At 67.8% G+C, this 21968-nt stretch carries 20 protein-coding genes; 9 read left to right on the top strand and 11 right to left on the bottom strand.

What is annotated here, in order from left to right; genetic code table 11:
• Nucleotides 1–8 precede the first annotated feature (8 nt).
• The 5 genes from V5F26_RS09130 to V5F26_RS09110 form a co-directional block, all read right to left on the bottom strand.
• On the bottom strand, nucleotides 9–464 hold the full coding sequence (locus V5F26_RS09130; protein ID WP_234052572.1) for an ATP-binding protein: 456 nt from the start codon (nucleotides 462–464) through the stop codon (nucleotides 9–11).
• A gap of 276 nt (nucleotides 465–740) precedes the next feature.
• Complete coding sequence (locus V5F26_RS09125; RefSeq protein ID WP_394054675.1) at nucleotides 741–1427, bottom strand: GNAT family protein; 687 nt, start codon at nucleotides 1425–1427, stop codon at nucleotides 741–743.
• Complete coding sequence (locus V5F26_RS09120; protein WP_394054677.1) at nucleotides 1424–2434, bottom strand: ABC transporter substrate-binding protein; 1011 nt, start codon at nucleotides 2432–2434, stop codon at nucleotides 1424–1426. The genes V5F26_RS09125 and V5F26_RS09120 overlap by 4 nt, the downstream gene beginning before the upstream one ends.
• Nucleotides 2434–4419, bottom strand: a complete 1986-nt coding sequence (locus tag V5F26_RS09115) for an MFS transporter (protein ID WP_394947445.1) — start codon at nucleotides 4417–4419, stop codon at nucleotides 2434–2436. The genes V5F26_RS09120 and V5F26_RS09115 overlap by 1 nt, the downstream gene beginning before the upstream one ends.
• Nucleotides 4416–5180: a hypothetical protein gene (locus V5F26_RS09110; RefSeq protein WP_394947446.1), complete on the bottom strand. Its 765-nt coding sequence runs from the start codon at nucleotides 5178–5180 to the stop codon at nucleotides 4416–4418. Before V5F26_RS09110 ends, V5F26_RS09115 begins: the two co-directional genes overlap by 4 nt.
• Nucleotides 5181–5344: 164 nt before the next feature.
• Between V5F26_RS09110 and V5F26_RS09105 the strand changes: the two genes are divergently transcribed.
• From V5F26_RS09105 to V5F26_RS09095, 3 genes are read left to right on the top strand one after another with little or no spacing between them, the layout of a single operon-like run.
• Entirely contained in the window at nucleotides 5345–6091 is a 747-nt protein-coding gene (locus V5F26_RS09105) for a hypothetical protein (protein WP_234052577.1), read from the top strand.
• A complete protein-coding gene (locus tag V5F26_RS09100; protein WP_394054683.1) occupies nucleotides 6081–6917 on the top strand; it encodes a hypothetical protein in 837 nt (278 codons plus the stop codon). The genes V5F26_RS09105 and V5F26_RS09100 overlap by 11 nt, the downstream gene beginning before the upstream one ends.
• Complete coding sequence (locus V5F26_RS09095; RefSeq protein ID WP_394947447.1) at nucleotides 6917–8971, top strand: SpoIIE family protein phosphatase; 2055 nt, start codon at nucleotides 6917–6919, stop codon at nucleotides 8969–8971. The genes V5F26_RS09100 and V5F26_RS09095 overlap by 1 nt, the downstream gene beginning before the upstream one ends.
• A gap of 444 nt (nucleotides 8972–9415) precedes the next feature.
• Here V5F26_RS09095 and V5F26_RS09090 read toward each other — a convergent pair whose 3' ends face one another.
• Nucleotides 9416–10867 carry an FAD-binding oxidoreductase gene (locus V5F26_RS09090; protein WP_234052580.1) on the bottom strand — a complete coding sequence of 484 codons (1452 nt, stop codon included), beginning with the start codon at nucleotides 10865–10867 and terminating at the stop codon, nucleotides 9416–9418.
• Nucleotides 10868–11064: 197 nt separating this feature from the next.
• Between V5F26_RS09090 and rimM the strand changes: the two genes are divergently transcribed.
• Entirely contained in the window at nucleotides 11065–11619 is a 555-nt protein-coding gene (gene rimM, locus V5F26_RS09085; protein ID WP_394054689.1) for a ribosome maturation factor RimM, read from the top strand.
• Between the two features lie 107 nt (nucleotides 11620–11726).
• Here rimM and ahcY read toward each other — a convergent pair whose 3' ends face one another.
• Entirely contained in the window at nucleotides 11727–13124 is a 1398-nt protein-coding gene (gene ahcY / locus V5F26_RS09080) for an adenosylhomocysteinase (RefSeq protein WP_234052582.1), read from the bottom strand.
• A gap of 573 nt (nucleotides 13125–13697) precedes the next feature.
• Here ahcY and V5F26_RS09075 point away from each other — a divergent pair.
• Entirely contained in the window at nucleotides 13698–14285 is a 588-nt protein-coding gene (locus tag V5F26_RS09075) for a CarD family transcriptional regulator (RefSeq protein ID WP_234052583.1), read from the top strand.
• A gap of 150 nt (nucleotides 14286–14435) precedes the next feature.
• Nucleotides 14436–14630 carry a hypothetical protein gene (locus V5F26_RS09070; protein ID WP_234052584.1) on the top strand — a complete coding sequence of 65 codons (195 nt, stop codon included), beginning with the start codon at nucleotides 14436–14438 and terminating at the stop codon, nucleotides 14628–14630.
• A 205-nt stretch (nucleotides 14631–14835) separates the two neighbouring features.
• On the opposite strand, the gene V5F26_RS09065 is transcribed toward V5F26_RS09070, so the two are convergent.
• On the bottom strand, nucleotides 14836–16443 hold the full coding sequence (locus V5F26_RS09065) for a gamma-glutamyltransferase family protein (RefSeq protein WP_394947448.1): 1608 nt from the start codon (nucleotides 16441–16443) through the stop codon (nucleotides 14836–14838).
• Between the two features lie 207 nt (nucleotides 16444–16650).
• Between V5F26_RS09065 and V5F26_RS09060 the strand changes: the two genes are divergently transcribed.
• On the top strand, nucleotides 16651–16896 hold the full coding sequence (locus V5F26_RS09060; protein ID WP_234052586.1) for a hypothetical protein: 246 nt from the start codon (nucleotides 16651–16653) through the stop codon (nucleotides 16894–16896).
• 15 nt (nucleotides 16897–16911) lie between these two features.
• On the opposite strand, the gene V5F26_RS09055 is transcribed toward V5F26_RS09060, so the two are convergent.
• Nucleotides 16912–17424: a nitroreductase family protein gene (locus tag V5F26_RS09055; protein WP_394947593.1), complete on the bottom strand. Its 513-nt coding sequence runs from the start codon at nucleotides 17422–17424 to the stop codon at nucleotides 16912–16914.
• Between the two features lie 1014 nt (nucleotides 17425–18438).
• Here V5F26_RS09055 and V5F26_RS09050 point away from each other — a divergent pair.
• Nucleotides 18439–18942 (top strand): cold-shock protein, encoded by a 504-nt coding sequence (locus tag V5F26_RS09050; RefSeq protein WP_394947449.1) that lies wholly within the window; start codon nucleotides 18439–18441, stop codon nucleotides 18940–18942.
• Nucleotides 18943–19350: 408 nt separating this feature from the next.
• Nucleotides 19351–19542, top strand: a complete 192-nt coding sequence (locus tag V5F26_RS09045) for a hypothetical protein (protein WP_234052588.1) — start codon at nucleotides 19351–19353, stop codon at nucleotides 19540–19542.
• Between the two features lie 309 nt (nucleotides 19543–19851).
• Here the strand turns inward: V5F26_RS09045 and yihA are convergent, their stop codons facing one another.
• Both yihA and V5F26_RS09035 read right to left on the bottom strand, forming a co-directional pair.
• Nucleotides 19852–20511 carry a ribosome biogenesis GTP-binding protein YihA/YsxC gene (yihA, locus tag V5F26_RS09040; RefSeq protein WP_234052589.1) on the bottom strand — a complete coding sequence of 220 codons (660 nt, stop codon included), beginning with the start codon at nucleotides 20509–20511 and terminating at the stop codon, nucleotides 19852–19854.
• Between the two features lie 135 nt (nucleotides 20512–20646).
• Complete coding sequence (locus tag V5F26_RS09035; protein ID WP_234052590.1) at nucleotides 20647–21933, bottom strand: methyl-accepting chemotaxis protein; 1287 nt, start codon at nucleotides 21931–21933, stop codon at nucleotides 20647–20649.
• Nucleotides 21934–21968 lie beyond the last annotated feature (35 nt).

Here is a 21968-nt window from a genome sequence, read left to right as displayed (position 1 = left end):
AATGCTGGTCAACCCGCGGCGCGAGCGGGCGCGGCCACCAGGGTCAGGTGGTTCTCGTCCCCCTCGCGGCGATAGGTGAGGCTCTCCAGGAAATGGCGCATCAGCTGCACCCCGTGCCCGCCGATCCGCGCATCCTCGATGGAATCGACGGCCTCCGGCTCGGCCAGGGTGGTCGGGTCGAAGGCGACGCCGTTGTCGATGAGATGGACCGCGATGCGCCCCCCCTCCAGGCCATGCACCTCGACGCGAATCAGCGGCTCGCGCGGGGACTGGGCAAAGCCGTAGGAGATGACGTTGGTCAGCGCCTCCTCGACACTGAGCTCGAGGCCGAAACGCATGGCCGGCGGCCAGTCATGTTCATCGGCCAGGTCGCCGAGCCAGGATGTCACCTGCGCGATGGAGGCGATGTCGGCGCCGACCCGCAGCGCAGAAATCAGGGTGTCGGCGGCGGGCGGCATGGTCATGGCCCGCGGCTTAGGTGGTCGCGCAGCAGAAGATTGCACCGCGCCCCAAGCGGGCCGCGCCCGATGCCGGCCGGCGGTGCTGATGGACGCTGACCGCGATGCGCGGCGCCCGGGATGGGATCTCGATCTTCATGTCCGCCGTACTTTCGGAGAGGGACCCCGCGCGCGCAAGGGGCATCGCGACACCCTCAGCGCTCGACTGCCGCCAATCTAGAGCATTTCCCCGGCGCGTTGAATCGCAAAAATGCTCTATGCCGTTGCTTTGGCGGGCCTTCTTCAGGCGTCCTTAAAACGTGGGCGGGCGAACATCACCCCCGGCTCGCCGCCAGGCAGGCGCCGGCGCTCGTAGCCCCGCCAGCCTTCGGCGAACAGGGCGCGCTGGCGGTCGAAATCCCGCGGGTCCACCACCACCACCTGCTCGGGATCGTAGGACGAGCCGTCGCGCAGCATCACGTAGCGCGCATAGCCGCCGAAGAAGAATTCGATGCCGACAATGGGAAAGCCGCCGGCCAGCAGGTTCGACCAGCTCGGCGTATTGATGGGCGCGGCGGTGGAGAACAGCACCATGCCGGCCGGGGCCGAAGCCACACGCTCGGCGATCACCGCGCGCTGGAAGCCACGACCGCGATGGTCAGGGTGCACGGAAGCCCCGGCGAGCCGGCCAATCGAGGTTTCCGGCGGCAGGTTCAAGAGCCGGTGCGGCCCGTCGGCGGGGGTGTGCTCGTGCTGGAGGATGCCATAGGCAACGAGGGCTTCCCCGTCGAAGATCCCCACGGCGGAGCCGCGCCCTTCGGCAACGACGCTCTGGAAATAGCTGCGGCTTTCCGGCTTCACCACCTCGGGGCGGGTGACCGGGCCGATGGCGACACGATGGAGCGCCTCGATGGCATCCACATCGTCCGCACCCAGCGGGCGGGCGTGAACCGACATTGCCGCGGGCGCGGCGCTGCGAGCCGTGGTCACGTGATCACCTCAGCATAATTAAGCATGGCGATGGGCGGATAGACGCCGAGCTGCTTGGCCACCGACATGTTGATGATGAGCGCGAAGCGCTTCAGCGTCTCAATCGGGATATTCTGCGGCGGCACATGATCCACCAGGATCTCGACCGCCTTGGAGCCGGCCAGCTGGCCTACGGAATAATAGCGGCTCACCAGCCCCACCAGGCCCAGCCCCTCCCGCAGGAAGAACTCGGTGGCGCCGAAGGTGGGCAGCTTGGCCTGAAGGGCCGCCGGGCCGACGCGGTCGAAGATGGAGGCGAGGAAGGTATCCGCCGGCAGATACAGCCAGTCGGCCCCCTTCTCCTTCAGGTCGCGCACGAACCCCTCGACCCCGTCGCCGGTGGCGCGGGTGCCGTCCATCTTGAGCGGCTGCGCCAGCACCTCCACCCCGATGCCGGCGCAGAAGGCGCGCATCTCCTCGATGATGACCAGTGAGTTCTTCTCGTTGGGCGAATAGATCACGCCCACTTTCTGGAACGGGCGATAGCTCTGCATGGCGCGCATCTGCACGTCGGTGGGCACCACATGCACGGCGCCGGTGACGTTGCGGCCGGAAGAGGAGAGCGAGGGCGCGATCTTCACCTGCACCGGTGCCGCCACCAGCGCGAACACCACGGGAATGTCGTGCACGAACGGCGCGGTAGGCGGCGCGTCATAGGGCCCCACCACCGCCAGGGTGTTGGGCGTGCCGTAGGTGTAGATGAGGTCCGGTTTGAAGGTGGGCAGCACCTCGGCCAGGATGGGTTTCACCTTGGCCGCATCGCGCTCCACATCGCGGGTGAGGAAGTCCACCGCGATCTCATTGGCGGCGAAATAGTCGCGGAAGCCGCGCTCCACATCGGTCTCGCCCCGGAAGGTGAGCATCAGGATGCGGAACGGGCGGGCCTGGCTGTTGGCGGAAGCGGCCCGCCCGAGCAGGCTCGCAGCCCCAGCGCCCAGGCCCAGGGAAAGAAGCGTACGTCGGTCCATCACACAGGGCTCCCTTCCGAGGAGGCCGCGCGGGTGGCGCGGCGTGAAGCAGACGGCGCGGAAAAGCTGCGTCCCGATAGCGCAAATACCACTGCTCCCGCCACAACCACCGCGCCCATCATGGCGGTTGTAAGCGAAAATCCCACCGCCGCCAGCAGCGCGCCCGCCCCCGCCGGCCCCGCCGCATTGCCGGAACGCTCCACCAGACGGAACAGGCCCAGCACCCCGGCGGAGGAAAAGCCGGAATTGGCGGCCGTATCCGCCACCAGGGCGGACTGGGAGGCGATGGAGAGCGCCTGCCCCAGCCCCAGCATGGCCAGCGCGAACACGATCAGCATCACAGAAGGGTGGAGCGGCACCGCCAGCGCCCCCAGCCCCGAAACCAGCCCGCCCGCCACCACGAATGTCGCGCGGGCGTTCCAGCGGTCGGCCAATGCCGCGAAGATGGGCACCGCCACCACCATCAGCAGCGGATAGATCATCTGGAAACGGCCGATGGCGGCGGAGGAATAACCCTGCCGCTGCAATTCCAGCGGCACCAGCAGCAGGCAGAGGGCCGCGAACAGCAGCTTGGCGGGAAAGGCGCAGCCCACCAGCAGCGCCATCAGGCGCGGCGCGCGGGTGGCCTTCACCAGATCGCCCACCCCGATGCTCACATGGGCGGCGCGGCGCGGCGCGCGCGGCACCACCATCAGCACCACGCCCAGGGCGATGAGCGCCACCACCCCCGAGGCCCCCAAGGCGGCGGAGGTTCCCAGCCGGTCGGCGATGACGCCGCCAATGGGCGGCCCGCACAGGCACGCCACCATGATGGCCCGCACGAACACCGCCAGCGCCGCGCTACGCCCCGCCCCCTGGGAATGATCCACCACATGCCCCTGGGCCGAGACAAACACCAGCGCATAGCCCGCCCCGGACACGATGCGCGCGGCGAGGAACAGCAGGTAATGCTCGCTCACCGCCGCCAGCCCATAGCCGGCGGCCGCCGCCAGCGCGCCGAGCACGAAGCCCGAGCGCCGCCCCAGGCGCTCGGACAGGCCGGCGAACGGAATCTGGCACAGGGCCACCACCGCCATGAAGGCGACGATGGGAAGGCTCGCCGCCGTATCCGGGCTGATGACGCCATCGGAGGGGGCGAGCGACTGGGCGAGGCGCGGCAGGAACGGCCGCGTCAGCTCTTCCGAGAGCATGAACAGGAACAACGCCGGCCGGATGGCCGCCGCCAGCCCGCTCTCGCCCGCCTCGGTCTCACCAATTCCAGTGCGCTGGGAGAGCGCGTCGAGGCGCGCCAACACTGCGGCGTCGCCGCTGGCGCGGGCACGTTCGCGCATGGCTTCGTGCCGTGTGCTCAGGCGCGCCACCTGCGCGTCCACGGGGTCGACAAGGCCCTCTGCCTCGGTCCCGGCGCCGCTGCGGTACAGCGCAAGGCGCCCGCGCGCCAGGGCGCGCACCCGCTGCTCCACCGCGGCCACCGCCTCGATGCCGCGGGTGCCGACCACCAGGGCCACCAGCTCCAGCGCCACCAGCAGCGCCACCACGCCGATGAAGGCCACGTCCACCAGCACCGCCGCCACCTGCTGCCACACCACCGAGGGGTCGATGGTGATGGCGATCTCACCCACGGTCGCGCCCTCGCGCATCACCGGCACCCGCACCACGGTGGGAGCGTCGAGCCCCTGCACGGAGCCGGAGGAGGCGCCCGCGCCGGAGGGCAGCAGCAGCCGGATCTGCGCGAACTCCCCGTTGGCGGCCCGCAGCTCGTCGAAATAGCCGCTCACGCCCACCAATTGGTCCAGCGGAATGCCGGTGGCGTCGGCCCGTTCCACCAGAGCCGCGGCGGAGCGGCCGACGCTTTCCGCCTTCACCAGGATGGCGGGAACAATGGTGTGCTCCGCCGCCCGGTGGGCCCCCCAGGCGATGAGCGCCAGCGCCGCGCACAAGATGAATGCGATGGCAACCGTGATCCCTGCCCGAAGCCCCATCATCGGCCGATCTTTCCTGATGCGCCGGCCAGGGTCGGCGATCCGTGCCCACCCGCGCCGCGCGCGGCAGCCTGCCCCACCAGCTCCTGCCCCACCAGTTCCTGCCCCGCCAGTTCCTGCCCTGCCAGTTCCTGCTCGACCCTGGCATGAGCGCTCTGGGCCTCAGCCAGGGCCGCGCGCGCCGCCGGTGGCCAGCGCGCGGGATCGGCCGCCTTCAGGGCCGCGCGGCGCAGAGCCACCGCCAGGAGCAGGCCGATGGCGATGGTGGCGAGGCACGCCCCCGCCAGGGCCGGCCAGGCGATTCGCCACAGGTCCCGTTGCAGCGCGCCCTCCCCCTCCGCCAGCACCTGCGGGTCATAGCGCAGCACCACCTGCCCGATGGGCGCGTCAAAATCGTTGAGGACCACGCGGCGCACCGAATGGGGCGGCTTCTTCTCCGACGCCGCGCCCACGCGGGAAGCGACGCTGGAGAAGACCACCACGCCGCGCTCGTCCACCAGGTCGATGGACTGCAGCGCCGGCTCGATCCGCGCCTCGCGTTCCAGCAATGCGGGAAGGGTCGCCTGGGCCGGCAGCGCGATGCCGAGGGAGGAGGCCCGCTCCACCACCGCGGCAAGGCGCGATGCCGTCACCGCGAATCGCGCTTCCACCGCGGAGCGGTAGGCATTCACCAGCGTGACGGACGAGAAATAGGCGCCAAAGGCGACGCAGGCGGCCGCGATCAGCGCAAACACGCCAATGAGCCACAGCGCTGTGCGCGTCATCCGGGGATTCCTCCAAATGGAGTACACGACACCATGTCAGGCTCGCAGAATGATGAAAAGCATCCTGAGATTGCAGGTTTTTTTAAACCTTGCGCGGTTTTTTTCTGGTTTGGTCCGGCCGGGGCGGTTAACGTCCCGCCCGTCCGCACAGCAAAGCATATTCCATGACGTTCGTAAGCCGGCTGGCATTTGTCGTGATCTTCGCGGTGATCGCTACGGTGGTGGCGGTCGCCGTGATCTGCTTCGCCGCCAGCGAGCGTGTCAATTTCCAGATCGAGCGCGCGCGGGTCGCCAATCTGCTCACCAACCTGCGCACGGCCACCGAGGCCAACCTGTCCATCGGCCTCGCCCTCGACCAGGTCTCGCCGCTCCAGGAGCGCATCGAGCGTGAGAAGGCGAGCGACCCTTCCGTGCTCGCCATCGACATCTTCAATTCCGCGGGCCGCGCCTTCTATTCCACCGACCGCAGCGTCATCGGCGAAAGCGTACCCACCGACTGGGTGCGGCGGCTGGCCGACGCCGGGATCTGGCAGACGGTGGAGCGGGGAGACACCGTGTTCGGCACCCATTTCGAGAACGACCTCGGCGTTGCCGGCGGCATTTCCGTCACCACCTCCGATCGTGGCCGCATCGCCCGCTCCGACTCGCTCGGCCTCAGCCTCACCAGCCTCGTCGTCCTGCTGGCGGCGGTGGGCGGGGCGACCGCCGCCCTCGCCGCCGGCATCTTCAACCATGTCATGTCGCGCCCGTTCGAGCGGGTGGCGCGAATCCTGTCCGGCGAGGCCGTCAGCACCAGCGGTGATGTGGGCCTGCCACGCCTGGCCACGGCCGCGCAGCACAGCTGGACCCAGGCGGCGGCCCGGGTCGACCGGGGCCTGAGCCAGCTCGGAGCACTCGACGATGCGGCCTGATCCCGGGCGGGCGCGCCTCATCACCAGCCTCGCCGCCTTTCTCGTCACCCTGATCGTGGGCGGCATCGCCGCGGCCATTCTCACCACCAGCTATCGGGCGCGGGTGGAAGACGGTGCCCGGCGCGATGCGCTCGTGATCGGCACCTCGGTGGCGCGCACGCTGGCCCAGCAGTTCGAGAAGGCCGAGCGGTTCGGCGTCCCGCTCAAGCTTCTGCCCGGGGTGGAAGACCACCTGAAGGCGACCCTGGCGGGCACACCCGCCATCACGCAGATCATCCTGCGCGGGCCCGATGGCCGCGAGATCCGCAGCGCCACGGGCGACCAGCCCAGCGTCGATTCCACCAGCGCCCCGGTGGTGGTGAGCGGCAACACGGTCGCCACCGTGGAGGTCGCGACCAATCCGGTGGCCCTCACCGACCAGTTCGGCGGCGTGGGCGTTCAGGCGGCGCTGGCGGTGTTCATCTTCGCGGCGCTGGCGGCGCTGGCGGCTGGCGTCACCGCCGGCCTCACCCTGGACCGTAGCGAGGCGCGCCTCACGGCGGCGCTGGAGCGGGCCGCCGCGGGCGATTTTGAGCCCGAGCCGGGCAGCTCCGGCCGCCCTGAGCGCGCACGCGGGGCCATCGGCCGCGCCTTCCGCGCCCTGGCCCAGGGCAACCGGCACATCCGCGAACGCCGCGCCGTGTTTGACGCCTATGCGGAGGAACTGCTGGCGGTGGATTTCGACGGCAGCATCCGGCCCGACGTGGAACGCCTGCGGCGCGAGGTGCTTCAAACACCTCCGGCCGCCGACAAGGACGGGGCCCGCCATCAGGAGCGGGGCGAGTGATGCTTCTGCGCACCCGGATCACCCTCATCGTCGCCCTCGGCTTCAGCGTTCTCATGCTCGGCATCTGGGGTGCCACCGTGCTGCGTGACCGCGTGGCGGAGGCGCGCGAAGGCGAAGTCGCCATTGCCGGCCAGAGCGTGCTGTGGCGCGAGATCGTGGCGTTCCAGACATCGAACCTCTCGCGCATCCTGGAGCGGGTGGACCGCTCGGCCCCCTTCCGCACCGCCCTCGCCGCCGCCGACCGCCCCGGCATCGCCTCCGCATTGAGTGACCTGGGCGTGGATGTTTCCGACCCGGACACCGCGCTTGAAGTGGTGGGCGCCGACCGCGAGCTGATCTACAGCGCCGGCGGCGCGAGCCCCGCCCGCAGCGTGCTCGACGCCGGCAGCCTCGACCGGGCCCTGAAGGGAGAGGCCATCCTCGGCCTGCGGCAGGTGGCGGGCAATCGCATCCTGGTGCTCGCCACCCGCACCATCGAGCTGCCGGGCAAGGGCACCGTGGTGATCGTGCTCGGGCGTGACGCCAGCATCGGCATGGACCGCTTCGCCCGCGGCATCGGCGCCTCCACCACCCTCGTCACCGTGCGCGGGCGGGTGGTGGCCTCCACCGACATGCGCCTGTGGGAGCGGGCCAAGCTCGACATCGCCCCGCGCCAGGCCCTGTCCCGGCGCATCGAGCTCGACGGGCATGATTGCAGCGTCACCTCCATCCCCGTGGAGGACATCAACGGCAGCACCATTGCCGCGCTGGTGAGCCTCATCGACAATACCGAGACCCTCCAGGCCACCAGCCTCATTCGCCGGTCCGCCATCATCGGCGCCATCCTGATGGCTGTGCTGGGCGTGATCGGCCTCAACATGTTCCTCTGGTACAGCTTCCGCCCGCTGGAGGAGGCCATCGACGTGCTGCAGGCCCTGGCACGGGGTGACACCTCGGTGACCGTGGAGCATACCGGCTCCGACGAGATCGGGCGCATCGCATCAGCGGTGCTGGCCCTGCGCGGCAATGTGCAGGCCCTGGCCGAGGCCCGCCGCCAGCGCGAGCGGGTGCGCCGCCGGCAGGGCATCGTGATTTCCGGCGAGCTCAAGTCGCTGGCCGATTCCATCGATCCCACCGACCGCGAGGAGGTGCTGGCGCTGCTCGCCAACAGCTCCCGCCTGGAGAAGGACGACGAGCTGAAGCGCGTGGCGCGGGTGCTGCACGACCTCTCCCGCCGCATCATCGAGCAGCATACGCGCCTGAGCTCCATGGTGGTGGAGCTGCGCGAGGCCCTCATCACCAAGACCAAGCTCGCCGGCCTGCAGCAGGAGCTGGAGATTGCCCGCCAGGTGCAGCTCGCCATCCTGCCCAAGGAATTCCCGCCCGACGCGCGCGTGGCCGTGCACGGCCAGATGACGCCGGCCCGCGAGGTGGGCGGCGACTTCTACGACTATTTCATGATCGACGAGCGTACCCTCGGCTTCGTGGTGGCGGACGTGTCGGGCAAGGGCGTGCCGGCGGCCCTCTTCATGGCCATTTCGCGCACCCTGCTGCGCTCCACCGCGCTGTTCGAGCGGTCCCCCGCCGGCTGCATCCGGCGTCTCAACGACCTTCTGGCCGTGGAAAACGAGCAGATGCTGTTCGTCACCCTGGTCTATGGCGTGATCAACCTGGATACCGGCCAGGTGACCTATGTGAATGCCGGCCACAACCTGCCTTACATTGTCCACCGCGGCGGCGAAGTCATCACCCTGCCCAGCACCAAGGGCATGGCGGTGGCGGTGATGGATGGCTTCATCTACACCGAAGGCACCTTCAAGCTGGAACCCGGCGACACGCTTTTCCTCTATACGGACGGCGTGACCGAGGCCTTCGACGTGGACGAGAACGCCTATGGCGAGCGCCGGCTGGAAACGCTGCTGGCCACCGGCGCGGCGGACTGGTCGGTACCGGAGCTTTCGGAACGGGTGCTGGCCTCGGTCCACATCTTCGAGCGCGGCGCCCCCCAGGCTGACGACATCACCTGCCTGACCCTGCGCTATTTTGGCAGCAAGAGCGCCCGCCACAGCACCTGAGCATGCGCCGCGGAACGCCCGGCGCCCGGGCGAACATGCGGAGAGCGCGCGGAGATAGAGTCCACGCAAGTCTTTTCGCGCATCGCGGGCACCCGCTTATGCAAAAAAGATGCGCCAATTCAATGAATAAGGCCACCTCTGCGAGGCGATGACGCACACAGAGACACAGGGAGGCCTCCGAGCAAGGCGGGACCGGGCCGACCTAAACTAAACGAATGGGAACAAAGGATAGAGTGCGTCGCAGTTTCCAAAACGCACCGCGGCAGCCCAACTCAATCCGAAAGAGCCTTGCTCCGTCGCCGTGGAACCGGGCCGGACCGGGCGGCGCCCTTCGCAACAACTCAAAACACCACGCCACATCCGGCGCCCACAAGGCCTGGAAATGCGAAACGGCGAGCCGAGGCCCGCCGCTATCGCTTTTCATCCTGCCGACCGCTGCGCCCCTCACTCCGGAGGCAGCACCTTGCCGGGGTTCATGAGGTCGGCCGGATCCAGCGCCTTCTTCAGGGCGGCCATCAGCTCAATGGCGACCGGATCCTTGTAGAGCCGCAGTTCCTCGCGCTTCAACAGGCCGATGCCATGCTCCGCCGAGATGGAACCGCCCATGCTCGCCACCAGATCGTGGACGAGGCGGTTGAACTCCTCCCAGGTGTCGAGATAGGCCTGCTTGTCCATCCCCACGGGCTGGCTGATGTTGAAGTGGATGTTGCCGTCGCCCATATGGCCGAACGGACAGGGGCGCAGGCCCGGCATGTGGTCCACGCACAGGCGGCTCGCCTCCTCCACGAATTTCGGCACCAGCGACACCGGCACCGAGACGTCGTGCTTGATGGAGCCGCCCTCGAACTTCTGCGCCTCCGAAAGGGACTCGCGCAGCTTCCACAGGGCCTGGGACTGTGCCTCGCTGGAGGCGATCACCGCATCCTCGATCTCGCCGGCCTCGAACGCCTCGCCCAGCACGCCTTCCGCCAAGGCCGCCAGGTCGTCGTCACGGCGGGTGGAGGTCAGCTCTGCCAGCACATAGAAAGCGTGCTCGCCGGCGAACGGGCGCGTGGTGCCGGGCACATGCTTCAGCACCGTGGCCAGCCCGAACTCGGAGAGGAACTCGAAGCCGGTGAGCGCGTCCCCGGCCACGTTCCGCAACCGGTTGAGCAGCGCCAGCGCCATATGGACATCGGCCAGGCCCACGAAGGTGGTGGTGCGCTGGCGCGGCGCCGGGAAAAGGCGCAGCGAGGCGGCGGTGATGATGCCCAGCGTGCCCTCGGCGCCAATGAAGACGTCCTTCAGGTCGTAGCCCGTATTGTCCTTCCTCAGGCGGGAAAGTCCGTTCCAGATCCGCCCGTCGGGCAGCACCACTTCCAGGCCGAAGGCCAATTCGCGCATGTTGCCATAGCGCAGCACGGCAGTGCCGCCGGCATTGCTGGAGAGGTTGCCGCCAATCTGGCAGGTGCCCTCCGAGGCGATGGAAAGCGGGAACAGGCAGCCCTTCTCGGCCGCCGCCTGCTGCACCTGGAACAGGGTGCAGCCCGCCTCCGCCACCACGGTGAGGTCGGTGGCATCCAGGCTGCGGATGCGGTTAAGCCGCGCCAGAGACAGCAGCACCGCGCCGAACGGGGTCTGACCACCGACGAGGCCGGTATTGCCGCCCTGCGGCACCAAGGCCACCCCCGCCGCCGCGCATTCGGAGACGATGAAGGCCACCTCCGCCGTATCCGCCGGCTTCAGCATGGCGGGCGTGGTGCCGTGATAGAGGCCTCGCCCCTCCACCAGATGGGGGGCGAGCTCGGCGGCGTCGGTCACGACATTGCGCGCGCCGATGCGGGCGGCGATACGATCGAGCAGCGCCTCGAGGCGGCTGGCATCGAAGAGAAGGGGTGCGGGAGCAGCGGTAGACATGGCGGCAAAGTGCCCGAGCCCTCGCGCCTCCGCAAGGGCGGACAATGCCGCGGCGCAAGATCTCTCCCACCCGCGCAACCGGCCCCGCCCCGGCACGCGCGGGGGAACCGCCGCAGCCGCCCCGCGCACCTGCGGGCTTTCATTTTTCCGCGTGTTGGGGAAGAACAAGCGCCTGTTTCATTGCATCGGAGATCCCCGTGACCGAACGCATCCTCGTCGCCCGCATTGGCGCTCCCCACGGCGTGAGGGGCGAGGTGCGGCTGTTCATCTTCACCGAGGACCCCGGGGCGGTGCTGGATTACGAGCCGCTCACCGATGCCGAAGGGCGGCGGAAATTCGCCATCACCACACTACGCCCGGCCAAGGACCACTTCGTGGCGCGGCTGGCCGGCGTGGATGATCGCAACGCCGCCGAGGCCCTCACCAATGTGGACCTCTACGTCCCGCGCGATGCCCTGCCCCCCGCCGAGGACGACGACACCTTCTACCATGCCGACCTTCTGGGCCTGCGGGTGGAGAACGAGGCCGGCGAGGCCATCGGCACCGTCATGGCCCTGCATGATTTCGGCGCGGGCGACGTGCTGGAATATGCACCCGCCGGCACCGGGCGCGGGCGCACGCTGATGGTGCCCTTCACCCGCCTCGCCGTGCCGGTGGTGGACGTGCCCGGCGGCCGGGTGGTGCTGGCGGCGGACTTCATCGACAAGGGCAACGAGCAGCCCGAGCCCGGCGAAGATACCGCCGACGGCTGACGGCGCATGCCGCCCCATCGGGCCGGCACGCCCTGACAGACCAGGAGCGGCCCAAATGAAAACGCCGGCCCCAAGGCCGGCGTTCGCATGTCTGGGATCGGGTGCGATCAGTAGCGATACTGGTCGCCCTTGAAGGGGCCGGCCTGCGGCACGCCGATATAGTTGGCCTGCTGCTCGGAGAGCTGGGTCAGCTTCACGCCGATCTTCTCCAGATGCAGCGAAGCCACCTTCTCGTCGAGGTGCTTGGGCAGGGTGTACACCTTCTTGTCGTAGGCGCCGGGCTTGGTGAAGAGCTCGATCTGCGCCAGCGTCTGGTTGGTGAAGGAGGCGCTCATCACGAAGCTCGGATGGCCGGTGGCGTTGCCGAGATTCACCAGGCGGCCTTCGGAGAGCAGGATGATGCGGCGGCCGGTGGGGAACTCCACCTCATCCACCTGCGGCTTCACATTGTGCCACTTGAAGTTCTTGAGGCCTGCGACCTGGATCTCGCTGTCGAAGTGGCCGATGTTGCACACGATGGCGCGATCCTTCATCTCGCGCATGTGCTCCACGGTGATCACGTCCACATTGCCGGTGCAGGTCACGAAGATGTCGGCACGGGGCGCGGCATCTTCCATGGTGGTGACCTCATAGCCTTCCATAGCGGCCTGCAGGGCGCAGATGGGATCCACTTCGGACACCATCACCCGGCAGCCGGCATTGCGGAGCGAGGCGGCCGAGCCCTTGCCCACGTCGCCGAAGCCGGCGACCATGGCGACCTTGCCGGCCATCATCACGTCGGTGCCGCGGCGGATGCCGTCCACCAGCGACTCGCGGCAGCCGTAGAGATTGTCGAACTTCGACTTGGTGACGCTATCGTTCACGTTGATGGCGGGCCAAAGAAGGGTGCCCTTCTTCTGCATCTCATAAAGACGATGCACGCCCGTGGTGGTCTCTTCCGTCACGCCGCGGATGGAGGCGGCGAGCTGGCTGTACCAGCCGTGCTTGTGCTTCAGGCGGCGCTTGATGGCCGCGAACAGCACTTCTTCTTCCTCATTGGTGGCGCCGTCGAGGAAGGCGGTGTCGCCCTCTTCCGCGCGCTTGCCCAGATGGACGAGCAAAGTGGCGTCGCCGCCGTCGTCCAGGATCATGTTGGGCAGGCCGCCGTCGCCCCACTCGAAGATGCGGTGGGTGTATTCCCAGTAGTCTTCCAGGCTCTCGCCCTTCACGGCGAACACCGGGGTGCCGGCGGCGGCGATGGCCGCGGCGGCGTGGTCCTGGGTGGAATAGATGTTGCAGGACGCCCAGCGGACATCCGCGCCCAGCGCCTTCAGCGTCTCGATGAGGACGCCGGTCTGGATGGTCATGTGCAGCGAGCCGGCGATGCGGGCGCCCTTCAGGGGCTGCGCGGGACCGTATTCGGCGCGGGTGGACATAAGGCCGGGCATCTCGATCTCGGCGATGTCCAGTTCCTTGCGGCCCCAGTCGGCAAGGTTGATGTCTTTGACGACGTAATCGTTGCTCATGGCTTACTCCGCTGGAAATCGGCCGGGCCGAACGGGCGCGAGGCAAGGATCGGTCGCGGCATCAGGTTCGGCCCGCGGGCCATTAGCACGGAGAGAGGACGGCAGCAATCAAGACATAAAGAAATGTTTATATGGCCGACATGAAAAGCCCTTTCGGGGTCTGAGTTCCGCAGCGCACACAACGCAGGCTGGTCGGAAGCCCGACAAGCGCGCTTTGATTCTTACAAAAATTGTGATATACGGCACTTTACAGTCGATTGCTTCCACCAATGCTGCAAGCGCGTGCACCTTCGCGCAGTCTGGGAATACCCCTCTTTCGGCACACAGGCTTTTCGAGATCACAGGAGCCTCTGGAGCACCGAGGTGAGATTTGCGTGTCAACCGCCGCATCGTAGGCGTCGGCGGCGTGACGCGGCAGCTTGTTATGGCCATCGGCTGGCAGAGCGGGTCGTCGGGCGTCCGGCCGCGACCCATGTCCACAGCGCACGGCGCTCCGCGCCCCGGTGACCGGACCGGGACGTGACACGCGCCAACAGATCCGGCCTCCGGGGCGGATCGGGAGTGGTCAAGAGCATGTCGACCAAGAAGAACGCGCAGACCCGTCTCGGCTTCAAGACGGGTGAGCACATTGTCTACCCGTCGCATGGCGTCGGCCGAATCATGGCCATTGAGGAACAGGAAGTCGCCGGTTTCAAGCTCGAACTTTTCGTGATCTCGTTCGAGAAGGATAAAATGACGCTGCGGGTGCCCGTGCCCAAGATCGCCAGCGTCGGCATGCGCAAGCTTTCCGAGACCAATATCGTCGAAAAGTCGCTCGAGACCCTGCAGGGCCGCGCCCGCATCAAGCGCACCATGTGGAGCCGCCGCGCCCAGGAATACGAAGCCAAGATCAATTCCGGTGATCTTGTCGCCATCTCCGAGGTGGTCCGCGACCTCTACCGCTCCGACACCCAGCCCGAGCAGTCCTATTCGGAGCGCCAGCTCTATGAGGCCGCTCTCGACCGCATGGCCCGTGAGCTCTCGGCGGTGCAGAACATCACCGAGACCGAATCGGTGAAGCTCATCGAGCAGAACCTGCTCAAGGGTCCGCGCCGCGGTGCCGCCAAGGCCGCCGACGAAGCGGAAGTCGACACCGACATGGACGCCGAAGAGGCGGCCTGATCTCGGCCCGGTTGCTTCACGTGTGCTGCAAGGCCCGGCAATGCCGGGCCTTTTGGCGTTCTACCCCCTTCCGGCGCCGGATCTGACCGGAAGGGGAACCCGCCCGCCCCACCGGCGTTGTGGCGTGGGGCTCGAGCGGGAGAAGTGAAGATGACCAGCCGCGATCAGGACCAGCGCGCGTCGCAGTCCAACCCCAACCAGAAGTCCCAGCCGCAGGGCGGACAACGGGGTGCCGAGCGCCAGCAGCAGCAGGCGCAGATGCCTGGCCAGAAGGGCGGGCAACCTCAGCAGGGCGGGCAACAGACCCCCCAGCGCAAGAATGAGGAACACCGCGGCCAGCGCTGACGCACCGCTCTTGACGGGCAAAGCGCGCGCGGGACCGTAAAGTGCCGCTACATGCGCATCGCCCGCGCACCTTGAGTTCAGCGTGCGCCTTGCGTGAAAGACCGCGGCGGCGGCGCCGGAGACCCGGCGCCGCCGCCAACGTGGGAAGACCCGCAGCGCGGCAACCGGCGTCGTTTCGGAGCGGAAGCGCCGAACGGAGCCAACATCAGATGCCCGCAGCGCCACCATCGGCACGCGGGTCGTGCGCGCCCTCAAGTCCACCGCGAGCATGCAGCACCACGGCGCCCGCATGGCCCATGGTGTCCGAATAGGCCTCCGGCAGCACCACCAGATCGTGCCCCGCCGCCTCCAGGCGTTCCACGAGTCCCTCTTCGAACCGCGATTCGAGGCGCAGCCGCGTTTCGGGCGCGCCCCAGGTGCGCCCCAGCAGCCAGCGTGGCCGAGCGATGGCTTCTCCCAGCGGAACCCCGAATTGGACATGGCGCGTGAACACCGCGGCCTGGGTCTGCGGCTGCCCCTCCCCGCCCATGGTGCCGTAGCCGATGACACGCCCGTCCTTCAGCACCGCCAGCGCCGGATTGAGAGTGTGGAACGGGCGCCGCCCCGGCGCCAGCGCGTTGAGTGCCCGGGAATCCAGAGAGAAGCTGGCTCCGCGATTCTGCATCAGCACCCCGATGGAGGGCAGCACGCAGCCCGAGCCGAACTCGAAGAAGATGGATTGGATGTAGGACACCACCAGCCCCGAGGCATCCGCCGCGCCCAGCCAGATCGTGTCGCCGGCCTGAGAGGGATGCGGCCAGCGCAGGGCGCGCCGGGGGTCGATCCGCGCGGCGCGCGCCTCCAGATCCGCGTCCGAGAGCAGCCGCCCCAGGTCCATGGTGACCCGCTCCGGGTCGCACACCACCTTGTCGCGCACCAGAAAGGCCTGCTTGGTGGCTTCCACCAGTCCGTGCACATGGCTGAATGTTTCCGCCCCCTCGCTCTGCAGACGCGAGAACAGGCCAAGGATCATCAGCGACGCCACACCCTGGGTGGGGGGCGGGGCGTTGAACACATCGCCCTGGGGCAGCTTCACCCGCAGGGGCTCACGCTCCCGGGCGGAGAAGGCGGCCAGATCCTCCCGCCGCACGGGGCTGCCCATGTGCTCCAGATCGGCGGCCATCTCCCGCGCCACGTCGCCCTGATAGAAGTCGCCGAGCCCGGCGCGCGAGAGGTGCTCCAGCGTGTCGGCCAGGCGCTCCTGGCGCAGCGTTTCCCCCGCCTGCGGCGCTTGGCCGCCCGGCAGGAACACCGCCGCAAAGCCCGGCAGGCCCTTCAGCTCATCCAGCTTCTCCTGCGTCAGCCGCGCCTGGGAGGCGGTGACGGGCATTCCCTGGCGCGCATAACGGATCGCCTCTTCCATCAGGCGCGAGAGCGGCATGCGACCGCCATGGGCGCGCGCCGCCTCAAGCGCCAGGCGCCAGCCCCCAACGGCGCCGGGAACCGTCAGCGCCGCCAGCGGGCCGCGCGGTGGAATGCTCTCCAGGCCCAGATCGCGGTAATGGGCAATGGTGGCCTCACGGCCCGCAAAGCCGCAGGCTTCCAGGTAACGCACACGGCCGGAAGGCTCCCGCACCAGCCAGAATCCATCGCCCCCAACATGGTTCATATGGGGGTAGACCACCGCGATGGTGGCAGCCGCGGCCACCGCCGCCTCGATGGCATTCCCCCCCTCCGCCAGCACCTGGCGTCCCGCTTCCACCGCCAAGCGATGGGGCGCGGCGACGATGCCGCTGCGGGCGTGGACACTCTCATGGGCGGCGGCGGGCAGCATGGAACACACTCCACGGAAGGGAAGGACCGGGAAACGCCGGGCGCAAGCCTTGACCCCGCCCCCCGGTCGGGCCAAGGTCCGCCCCCCATAAAGCGTTTTCGCAGGGTTTGGGTAGCGCTCGCGCGAAGGCGCCTGATCGCGCCGCCCCACAGCGAAAGGCGGATCCATGGCGCGCAAGCATTCGCCAGGGATGACGAGGAGAGAGTGATGACGCAGCCGGCGGTTCCTGGCTCGGTGAATTGGACCAACGTGCTCACCGTGGGCAGCGCGGCGATTCTCATCGCCACCCAGGCCATCGCCACCGCCATCGCGGCCGGCTGGGCGGTCGCCGGCCTGTTCTCTTTGGGTGATGTCGGCGAATACGCCCTCATGGGCCTGTTCGCCCTTTTGGGCATCTATGTCTCGGTGCTCTATTTCCGCCGGGCCGCCAAGGCGGAACCCCTGCGCCACTGAGCGTTCCGCCGTCGGCTAGGGCGCAAAACGCGTCACGATTTGGTCGAGGGCCGGGCGCGGACGATCCGCCACGCACTCCGCCGGACGCCCGATGTGGAAGAAGCCGGCCACCTGTTCACCGGCGCCCACGCCCAGCAGCGCGGCGGCATCGGCATCCCGCCCCGGCCACTTCAGCAGCCACAGCGCCGAGAATCCCAGCGCCTCCGCCGCCAGCATGAGATTCATGCCGGCCGCGCCGACGGACAGCAGCTGGTTGAACACCGGAATTTTCGCCTGCGGATCAGGCCGGCTCACCAGCACCACCGTCACCGGCGCCCGCAGGAGATAGTCCCGCCACATGTGCGCCTTCTCCGCCGGAAGCTCTCCCATCTGCCGCGCATAAAGCGCATCCAGCCGATCACCGGCGACGGCCCGCGCCTCGCCCTCGAGCACGATGAACCGCCACGGCACGAGGCGGCCATGGTCCGGCACCCGCGCAGCAATGGTCAGCATGCGGTCCAGCGTCGCCCCATCGGGCCCCGGCCCCACCAGAGACCGCAACGGTAATGAGCGCCGATGCTCCAGGAGTCCAAGGGCCTCCGGGAGGGGCTCCGTCGGCAGCGGCGTGCCATCATGGCTGGGCGCCGAACCGTGATGGCCCTTCGGCTGTTGCTGTGTATTCATAACGATACCTCTCAAGCGTCCCGCACCCCGGACCGGGCGCCGCCGAGCGGACCGCCCTCCGGCGCGCCTCACCCGTGTTCAACTTTTTGTGATCAGATGAACACGAGTATCTCCCAGCCTATCCTTCGCTACGCTGTGGCCCGACATGATTACCGCCAGCAGTCCGGGCTATGCCCCCTGCCCCGACGCGGACGCCTGCCTTGCCGCAGCGCCCCCACCACCGCGCCGCCCACGCGGGAGTGCGACCAGAGCGCGAAACGAAGCGACCCCGCACCGTATTTTTCTGCCGGATCATCGTCTTGCAGGAGCGTGCCCGGCGTAAAGCCCATCCGGCATGCGGCGAAACGACCGCGCGCGCTCCCGCACTGCGGGGCGTTCGCGCGATATCCTTCGCCGGTGCAGAAATCCTGACGCGGCAGCGCGCGGCGCGTTTCCCACGGGCGTGCAAGACTTCAACATTCATGTACCAAATGGAACCAAATGTGTGTTAGTGTCCTTCTTGGCCGGCAAGCGCGTGCTCCGCAGAATTGTTTGGACGCGATTTTTCGGCCTTGTCCATTAGGCTACGAGGCAAGAAGCGGGTGGCTGGGTTGAACGTCGTGCGAAGGCGGAGGTCAAATCGCCCGGGACGTGCAAGTTAATCTGCACATGAGACGCGTTTGAATTCAGCAGTGGTGGATGGCCCTAAGCCCAAATTGGCGACTGACCTCAACGGAAATACACATGAGCCGTAACCGAGACTTCCGAGAGCCGCGCCGCCGTGGCTTTGACGACGACTTTGCGCCGCCGCGTGATCGCGGCTTCGGAGGGGACCGTCCGTTTTCATCGCCGAGCAGCTTTAGCGCCCCCGCTCCCTCCGGCCCGCCCATCGACGCGACCGTGAAGTGGTTCAACCCTGAAAAGGGTTTCGGCTTCGTGGAGCTGTCCGACGGTTCGGGCGACGTCTTCCTGCACGCCCGCGCCCTTGAGGCCGCCGGCCAGGAGAGCGTGCCTCCCGGCTCCAAGCTCTCCGTCCGCGTGGGCCAGGGCCAGAAGGGCCGCCAGGTGACCGAGGTGCTCGACGTCGACACCTCGACCGCTGAGGCCGCTCCCCCGCGTCGCACCAGCTTCGGCGGCGCTGCCCCGCGCATGGGCGGTGGCGCTGGCGGGCCGCGCGCTGCGTCCGGCCCCACCGAGGAGCGCGTGGGCACCGTGAAGTGGTACAACCCCGACAAGGGGTTTGGCTTCATCGCGGTGGAAGGTGGCGGCAAGGACGTGTTCGTGCACGTCACCGTGATCTCCCGCTCGGGCCTCACCGACCTTGCCGAAGGGCAGCGGGTCGTGGTGCAGGTGGGCCAGGGTCCGAAGGGCCCCGAGGCTCGCGGCATCGAGCTGGCCGACTGATCCTGGATCAAGTTTTGCGCGCACCATCGGAAACGGTGGTGCGCGCAAGCGTTTTCAGGCCTCGTCAGCGCCGGGCGCTACGCGGGTGAAACCCTGCTTCCCCCAAGTGGGCAGCGCGCGTTTGCCCCGCCATGAGCCCCATCAGATCGGGTTATGCGCCATGCGGCGGATCCAGGTGCTGAACCGAGATGCCCCATGCCCGACTTGGTCGGTCGCGGCGTTTCGCGAGAGAACCGACGATTTCTGAGCACGGTGCGCACGGGCGTTCTCTCCCTGCCCGGCTCGTGTGGCCCGTGAGCCAGACTCGCGACGTGGATCGACGCGTTAGAGTGACAGATTTCCTGGCGACACCGACAGCGGGCGGCTGAAACGGGCGCCTTATTCAGTTCTTTGGAGTACCAGAATAAAATGACGCAAACGGTAGAGGCCGACCTCTCGAGCCTCCTCGAACGTCTCAAAACGGCCCAGCGTGACCTCCTGCTGACCGCCGCCAAGGGCACGACCCTTCCGTCGGATGGAATGCTGCGCAAGATCTCGGAGCTGGAAGGCGCCATCGCCGCCACCGAAGCGCTCATTCAAGAGGAGCGCGACGGGCACTGAGCCGGGAGACGGCTGGGCATGCGGCAGTATGATCCGCAATCCCAGCTTTCCCGATTAGAAGTCCGCAGCCGACGTGCTCGCCCGTTCCGATTTCTGCAGGCTGCTCAGTTTCACGCGACAGCGTTCGCGCCATGGCCGCGATGCCGGGCGACACCCATTCCCCGGAACCGAAGCGCACCCGGCCTCATCTGACAGCGACACCGTCACGCGCCCTCCAGGGAGTGGATGCGGGCTCAAAGGCCCGCCCCCTTGCGAGGCTGCGCTCGGCTTAGGCCTGCGCAGAACCGGTTGAGTCTTCACCCCAGCGCCTCAGCTGCGTTCAGCCACAAGCCTCGCAATTGCAGCGCGCAGTTCGGCGAAGCCCTCACCCGTATTGCTGGACGTGGGAAAAACCTCCGGATACGCCGCCGGCCGTTTGCGGATCTGCTCCTGAACCGCTGCGATCACATGGGGACGCGCGGTGGGCTTCACCTGGTCAATCTTGGTGAGCACCAGGGCGTAGGACACCGCGGCCTTGTCCAGCAGGTCCAGAATCTCCTCGTCCACCGGCTTGATACCGTGGCGCGAGTCGATGAGCACGAACACACGGCCGAGATTGACCCGCCCCCGCAGATACGCACGGATGGTGCGCGTCCAGGCATCCACCTTGTCCTTCGGCGCCTTGGCGAAACCATAGCCGGGCATGTCCACCAGCGTCAGCTCGGGCTCCGCGCGAAAGAAGATCAGCTCCTGCGTGCGGCCCGGGGTGACTGAGGTGCGCGCCAAAGCCTTGCGCCCGGTCAAGGCATTCACCAGAGAGGATTTGCCGACATTGGAGCGCCCCGCCAGCGCCACCTCCACCCCCAGCATGGGCGGCAGAACCTCGATGGTGGGCGCGGCAGCAATGAACTGCCAGTCGGCGGCGAACATGAGTCGCCCCGTTTCCAGGAAGGGGTCGGCTGCGGGCGTATTGGAAGCGCGTTCGGTCATGCAGCCTTATCTCCAAGGCGGCCCTTCGGCGCAAGCGCTCGCCGACGGACGGAGCAAAACGTTCCGCTCTTCGCGTCTGAGCGCGGCGGTCTGAACCCAAACCGCCGCAGCTCCGTGACAGGGTGAGCGCTCCGCTCAAGCCACCTTCAGATCGGCGATGAAGCGGCGCACCTTGTCCTGCAGGGTGGCCGATTCAGAGCCGATGGTGGTGGAAGACGTCAGCAGGCTGCGCGCCACGCTCTCCGTTTCGCCGGCAGCCTGGGACACATTCGAGATGTTCTCGGTCACCACATGGGTGCCATCGGACACCTGGCTGATGGAGCGCACGATCTCGCGGGTCGCGGTGCCCTGCTCTTCCACCGCCGAGGCGATGGAGGTGATGGCGTCGTTGACTTGGCCAATGGTCTTCAGAATCCCCTCGATGGCGGCGGCCGCGCGGGTGGTGGAATTCTGGATGGCCGTGACCTTGGTGGAAATCTCGGAGGTGGCCGAGGCAGTCTGGGAGGCGAGCTGCTTCACCTCGCTCGCCACCACGGCGAAGCCCTTGCCGCTTTCCCCGGCCCGGGCCGCCTCAATGGTCGCGTTAAGGGCGAGGAGATTGGTCTGCCCGGCAAGGCCGGAGATCAGCTCGACCACGTTGCCGATGCCGGCGGCAACGGTGCTCAGCTCCGCCATGATGCTGGCGGTGGCCTTCGCCTCGGTCACCGATCCCTTGGACAGTTCCGCGGAAAGCTCTACCTGGCGGCCGATCTCGTCCACCGAGGCGCCCAGCTCCTCGGACGACGAGGCGACGGCGGAGATGTTGGCCGCCGACTCCTCCACGGTGGACACCACGACCACCGATTCGTCGGACGTCTTCTTGGCCGCGCCGGCGAGCTGCTTGGCGGCGGCCTGCAGATCCTGCGAGGTGGTCTGGAAGGTGTTGATGAGCGAGAAAACCTCAGTCTCGAAGCGGGCGGTGAGCTGCTCGATCATCTGCACGCGCTTGGTGGCCGCCTGCTCGGCGAGAACGCTCTCATGGATATCCACCAGCGAGCCGCAGGCGCGCACGGCCTTGCCGCTCGCATCATGCACCACGCCGCCGGTGGCGCGGAACCAGCGATAGGCGCCATCCTTCATCTTGAGGCGGTAGGTGATGTTGTAGGCGGAGCCCTTGCCCGACTTCTTCAGCGCGGCGCCAAAGGCGGCAAAGGTCGGTCCGGCATCCTCGGGGTGCAGCTTGTCGGCCCAGGAACCGACCACGTTTGGAAAGTCGTATTCCCCATTGTAGCCCAGGAGACGACGAAACTCGTTGGTCCAGGTCCACTTGCTCTGCGGGTTCATGGCGTCCTCATTGACGAGGACGGCATCCCACAGGCCAACACCGCAGTGATTGCCCAGGACCGAAATCAGTTCATCGCTCTTCGTCTTCTGCCCGAACATGGTGTGTTTCCCAGATATGGAAAGCTACGCGACAG

This window comes from Xanthobacter variabilis (assembly GCF_043831965.2).
In the GTDB taxonomy this organism is placed as follows: Bacteria; Pseudomonadota; Alphaproteobacteria; order Rhizobiales; family Xanthobacteraceae; genus Xanthobacter.
Note: the sequence above shows the minus strand (reverse complement) of the source record. Positions and strands in the feature narration are given on the sequence as shown.

Coding starts and splice junctions, on each gene's coding strand:
- V5F26_RS09130 (WP_234052572.1), bottom strand. CDS start 464: ATGACCATGCCGCCCGCCGCCGACACCCTGATTTCTGCGCTGCGGGTC.
- V5F26_RS09120 (WP_394054677.1), bottom strand. CDS start 2,434: ATGGACCGACGTACGCTTCTTTCCCTGGGCCTGGGCGCTGGGGCTGCG.
- V5F26_RS09115 (WP_394947445.1), bottom strand. CDS start 4,419: ATGATGGGGCTTCGGGCAGGGATCACGGTTGCCATCGCATTCATCTTG.
- V5F26_RS09110 (WP_394947446.1), bottom strand. CDS start 5,180: ATGACGCGCACAGCGCTGTGGCTCATTGGCGTGTTTGCGCTGATCGCG.
- V5F26_RS09105 (WP_234052577.1), top strand. CDS start 5,345: ATGACGTTCGTAAGCCGGCTGGCATTTGTCGTGATCTTCGCGGTGATC.
- V5F26_RS09100 (WP_394054683.1), top strand. CDS start 6,081: ATGCGGCCTGATCCCGGGCGGGCGCGCCTCATCACCAGCCTCGCCGCC.
- V5F26_RS09095 (WP_394947447.1), top strand. CDS start 6,917: ATGCTTCTGCGCACCCGGATCACCCTCATCGTCGCCCTCGGCTTCAGC.
- V5F26_RS09090 (WP_234052580.1), bottom strand. CDS start 10,867: ATGTCTACCGCTGCTCCCGCACCCCTTCTCTTCGATGCCAGCCGCCTC.
- ahcY (WP_234052582.1), bottom strand. CDS start 13,124: ATGAGCAACGATTACGTCGTCAAAGACATCAACCTTGCCGACTGGGGC.
- V5F26_RS09075 (WP_234052583.1), top strand. CDS start 13,698: ATGTCGACCAAGAAGAACGCGCAGACCCGTCTCGGCTTCAAGACGGGT.
- V5F26_RS09070 (WP_234052584.1), top strand. CDS start 14,436: ATGACCAGCCGCGATCAGGACCAGCGCGCGTCGCAGTCCAACCCCAAC.
- V5F26_RS09065 (WP_394947448.1), bottom strand. CDS start 16,443: ATGCTGCCCGCCGCCGCCCATGAGAGTGTCCACGCCCGCAGCGGCATC.
- V5F26_RS09060 (WP_234052586.1), top strand. CDS start 16,651: ATGACGCAGCCGGCGGTTCCTGGCTCGGTGAATTGGACCAACGTGCTC.
- V5F26_RS09045 (WP_234052588.1), top strand. CDS start 19,351: ATGACGCAAACGGTAGAGGCCGACCTCTCGAGCCTCCTCGAACGTCTC.
- yihA (WP_234052589.1), bottom strand. CDS start 20,511: ATGACCGAACGCGCTTCCAATACGCCCGCAGCCGACCCCTTCCTGGAA.
- V5F26_RS09035 (WP_234052590.1), bottom strand. CDS start 21,933: ATGTTCGGGCAGAAGACGAAGAGCGATGAACTGATTTCGGTCCTGGGC.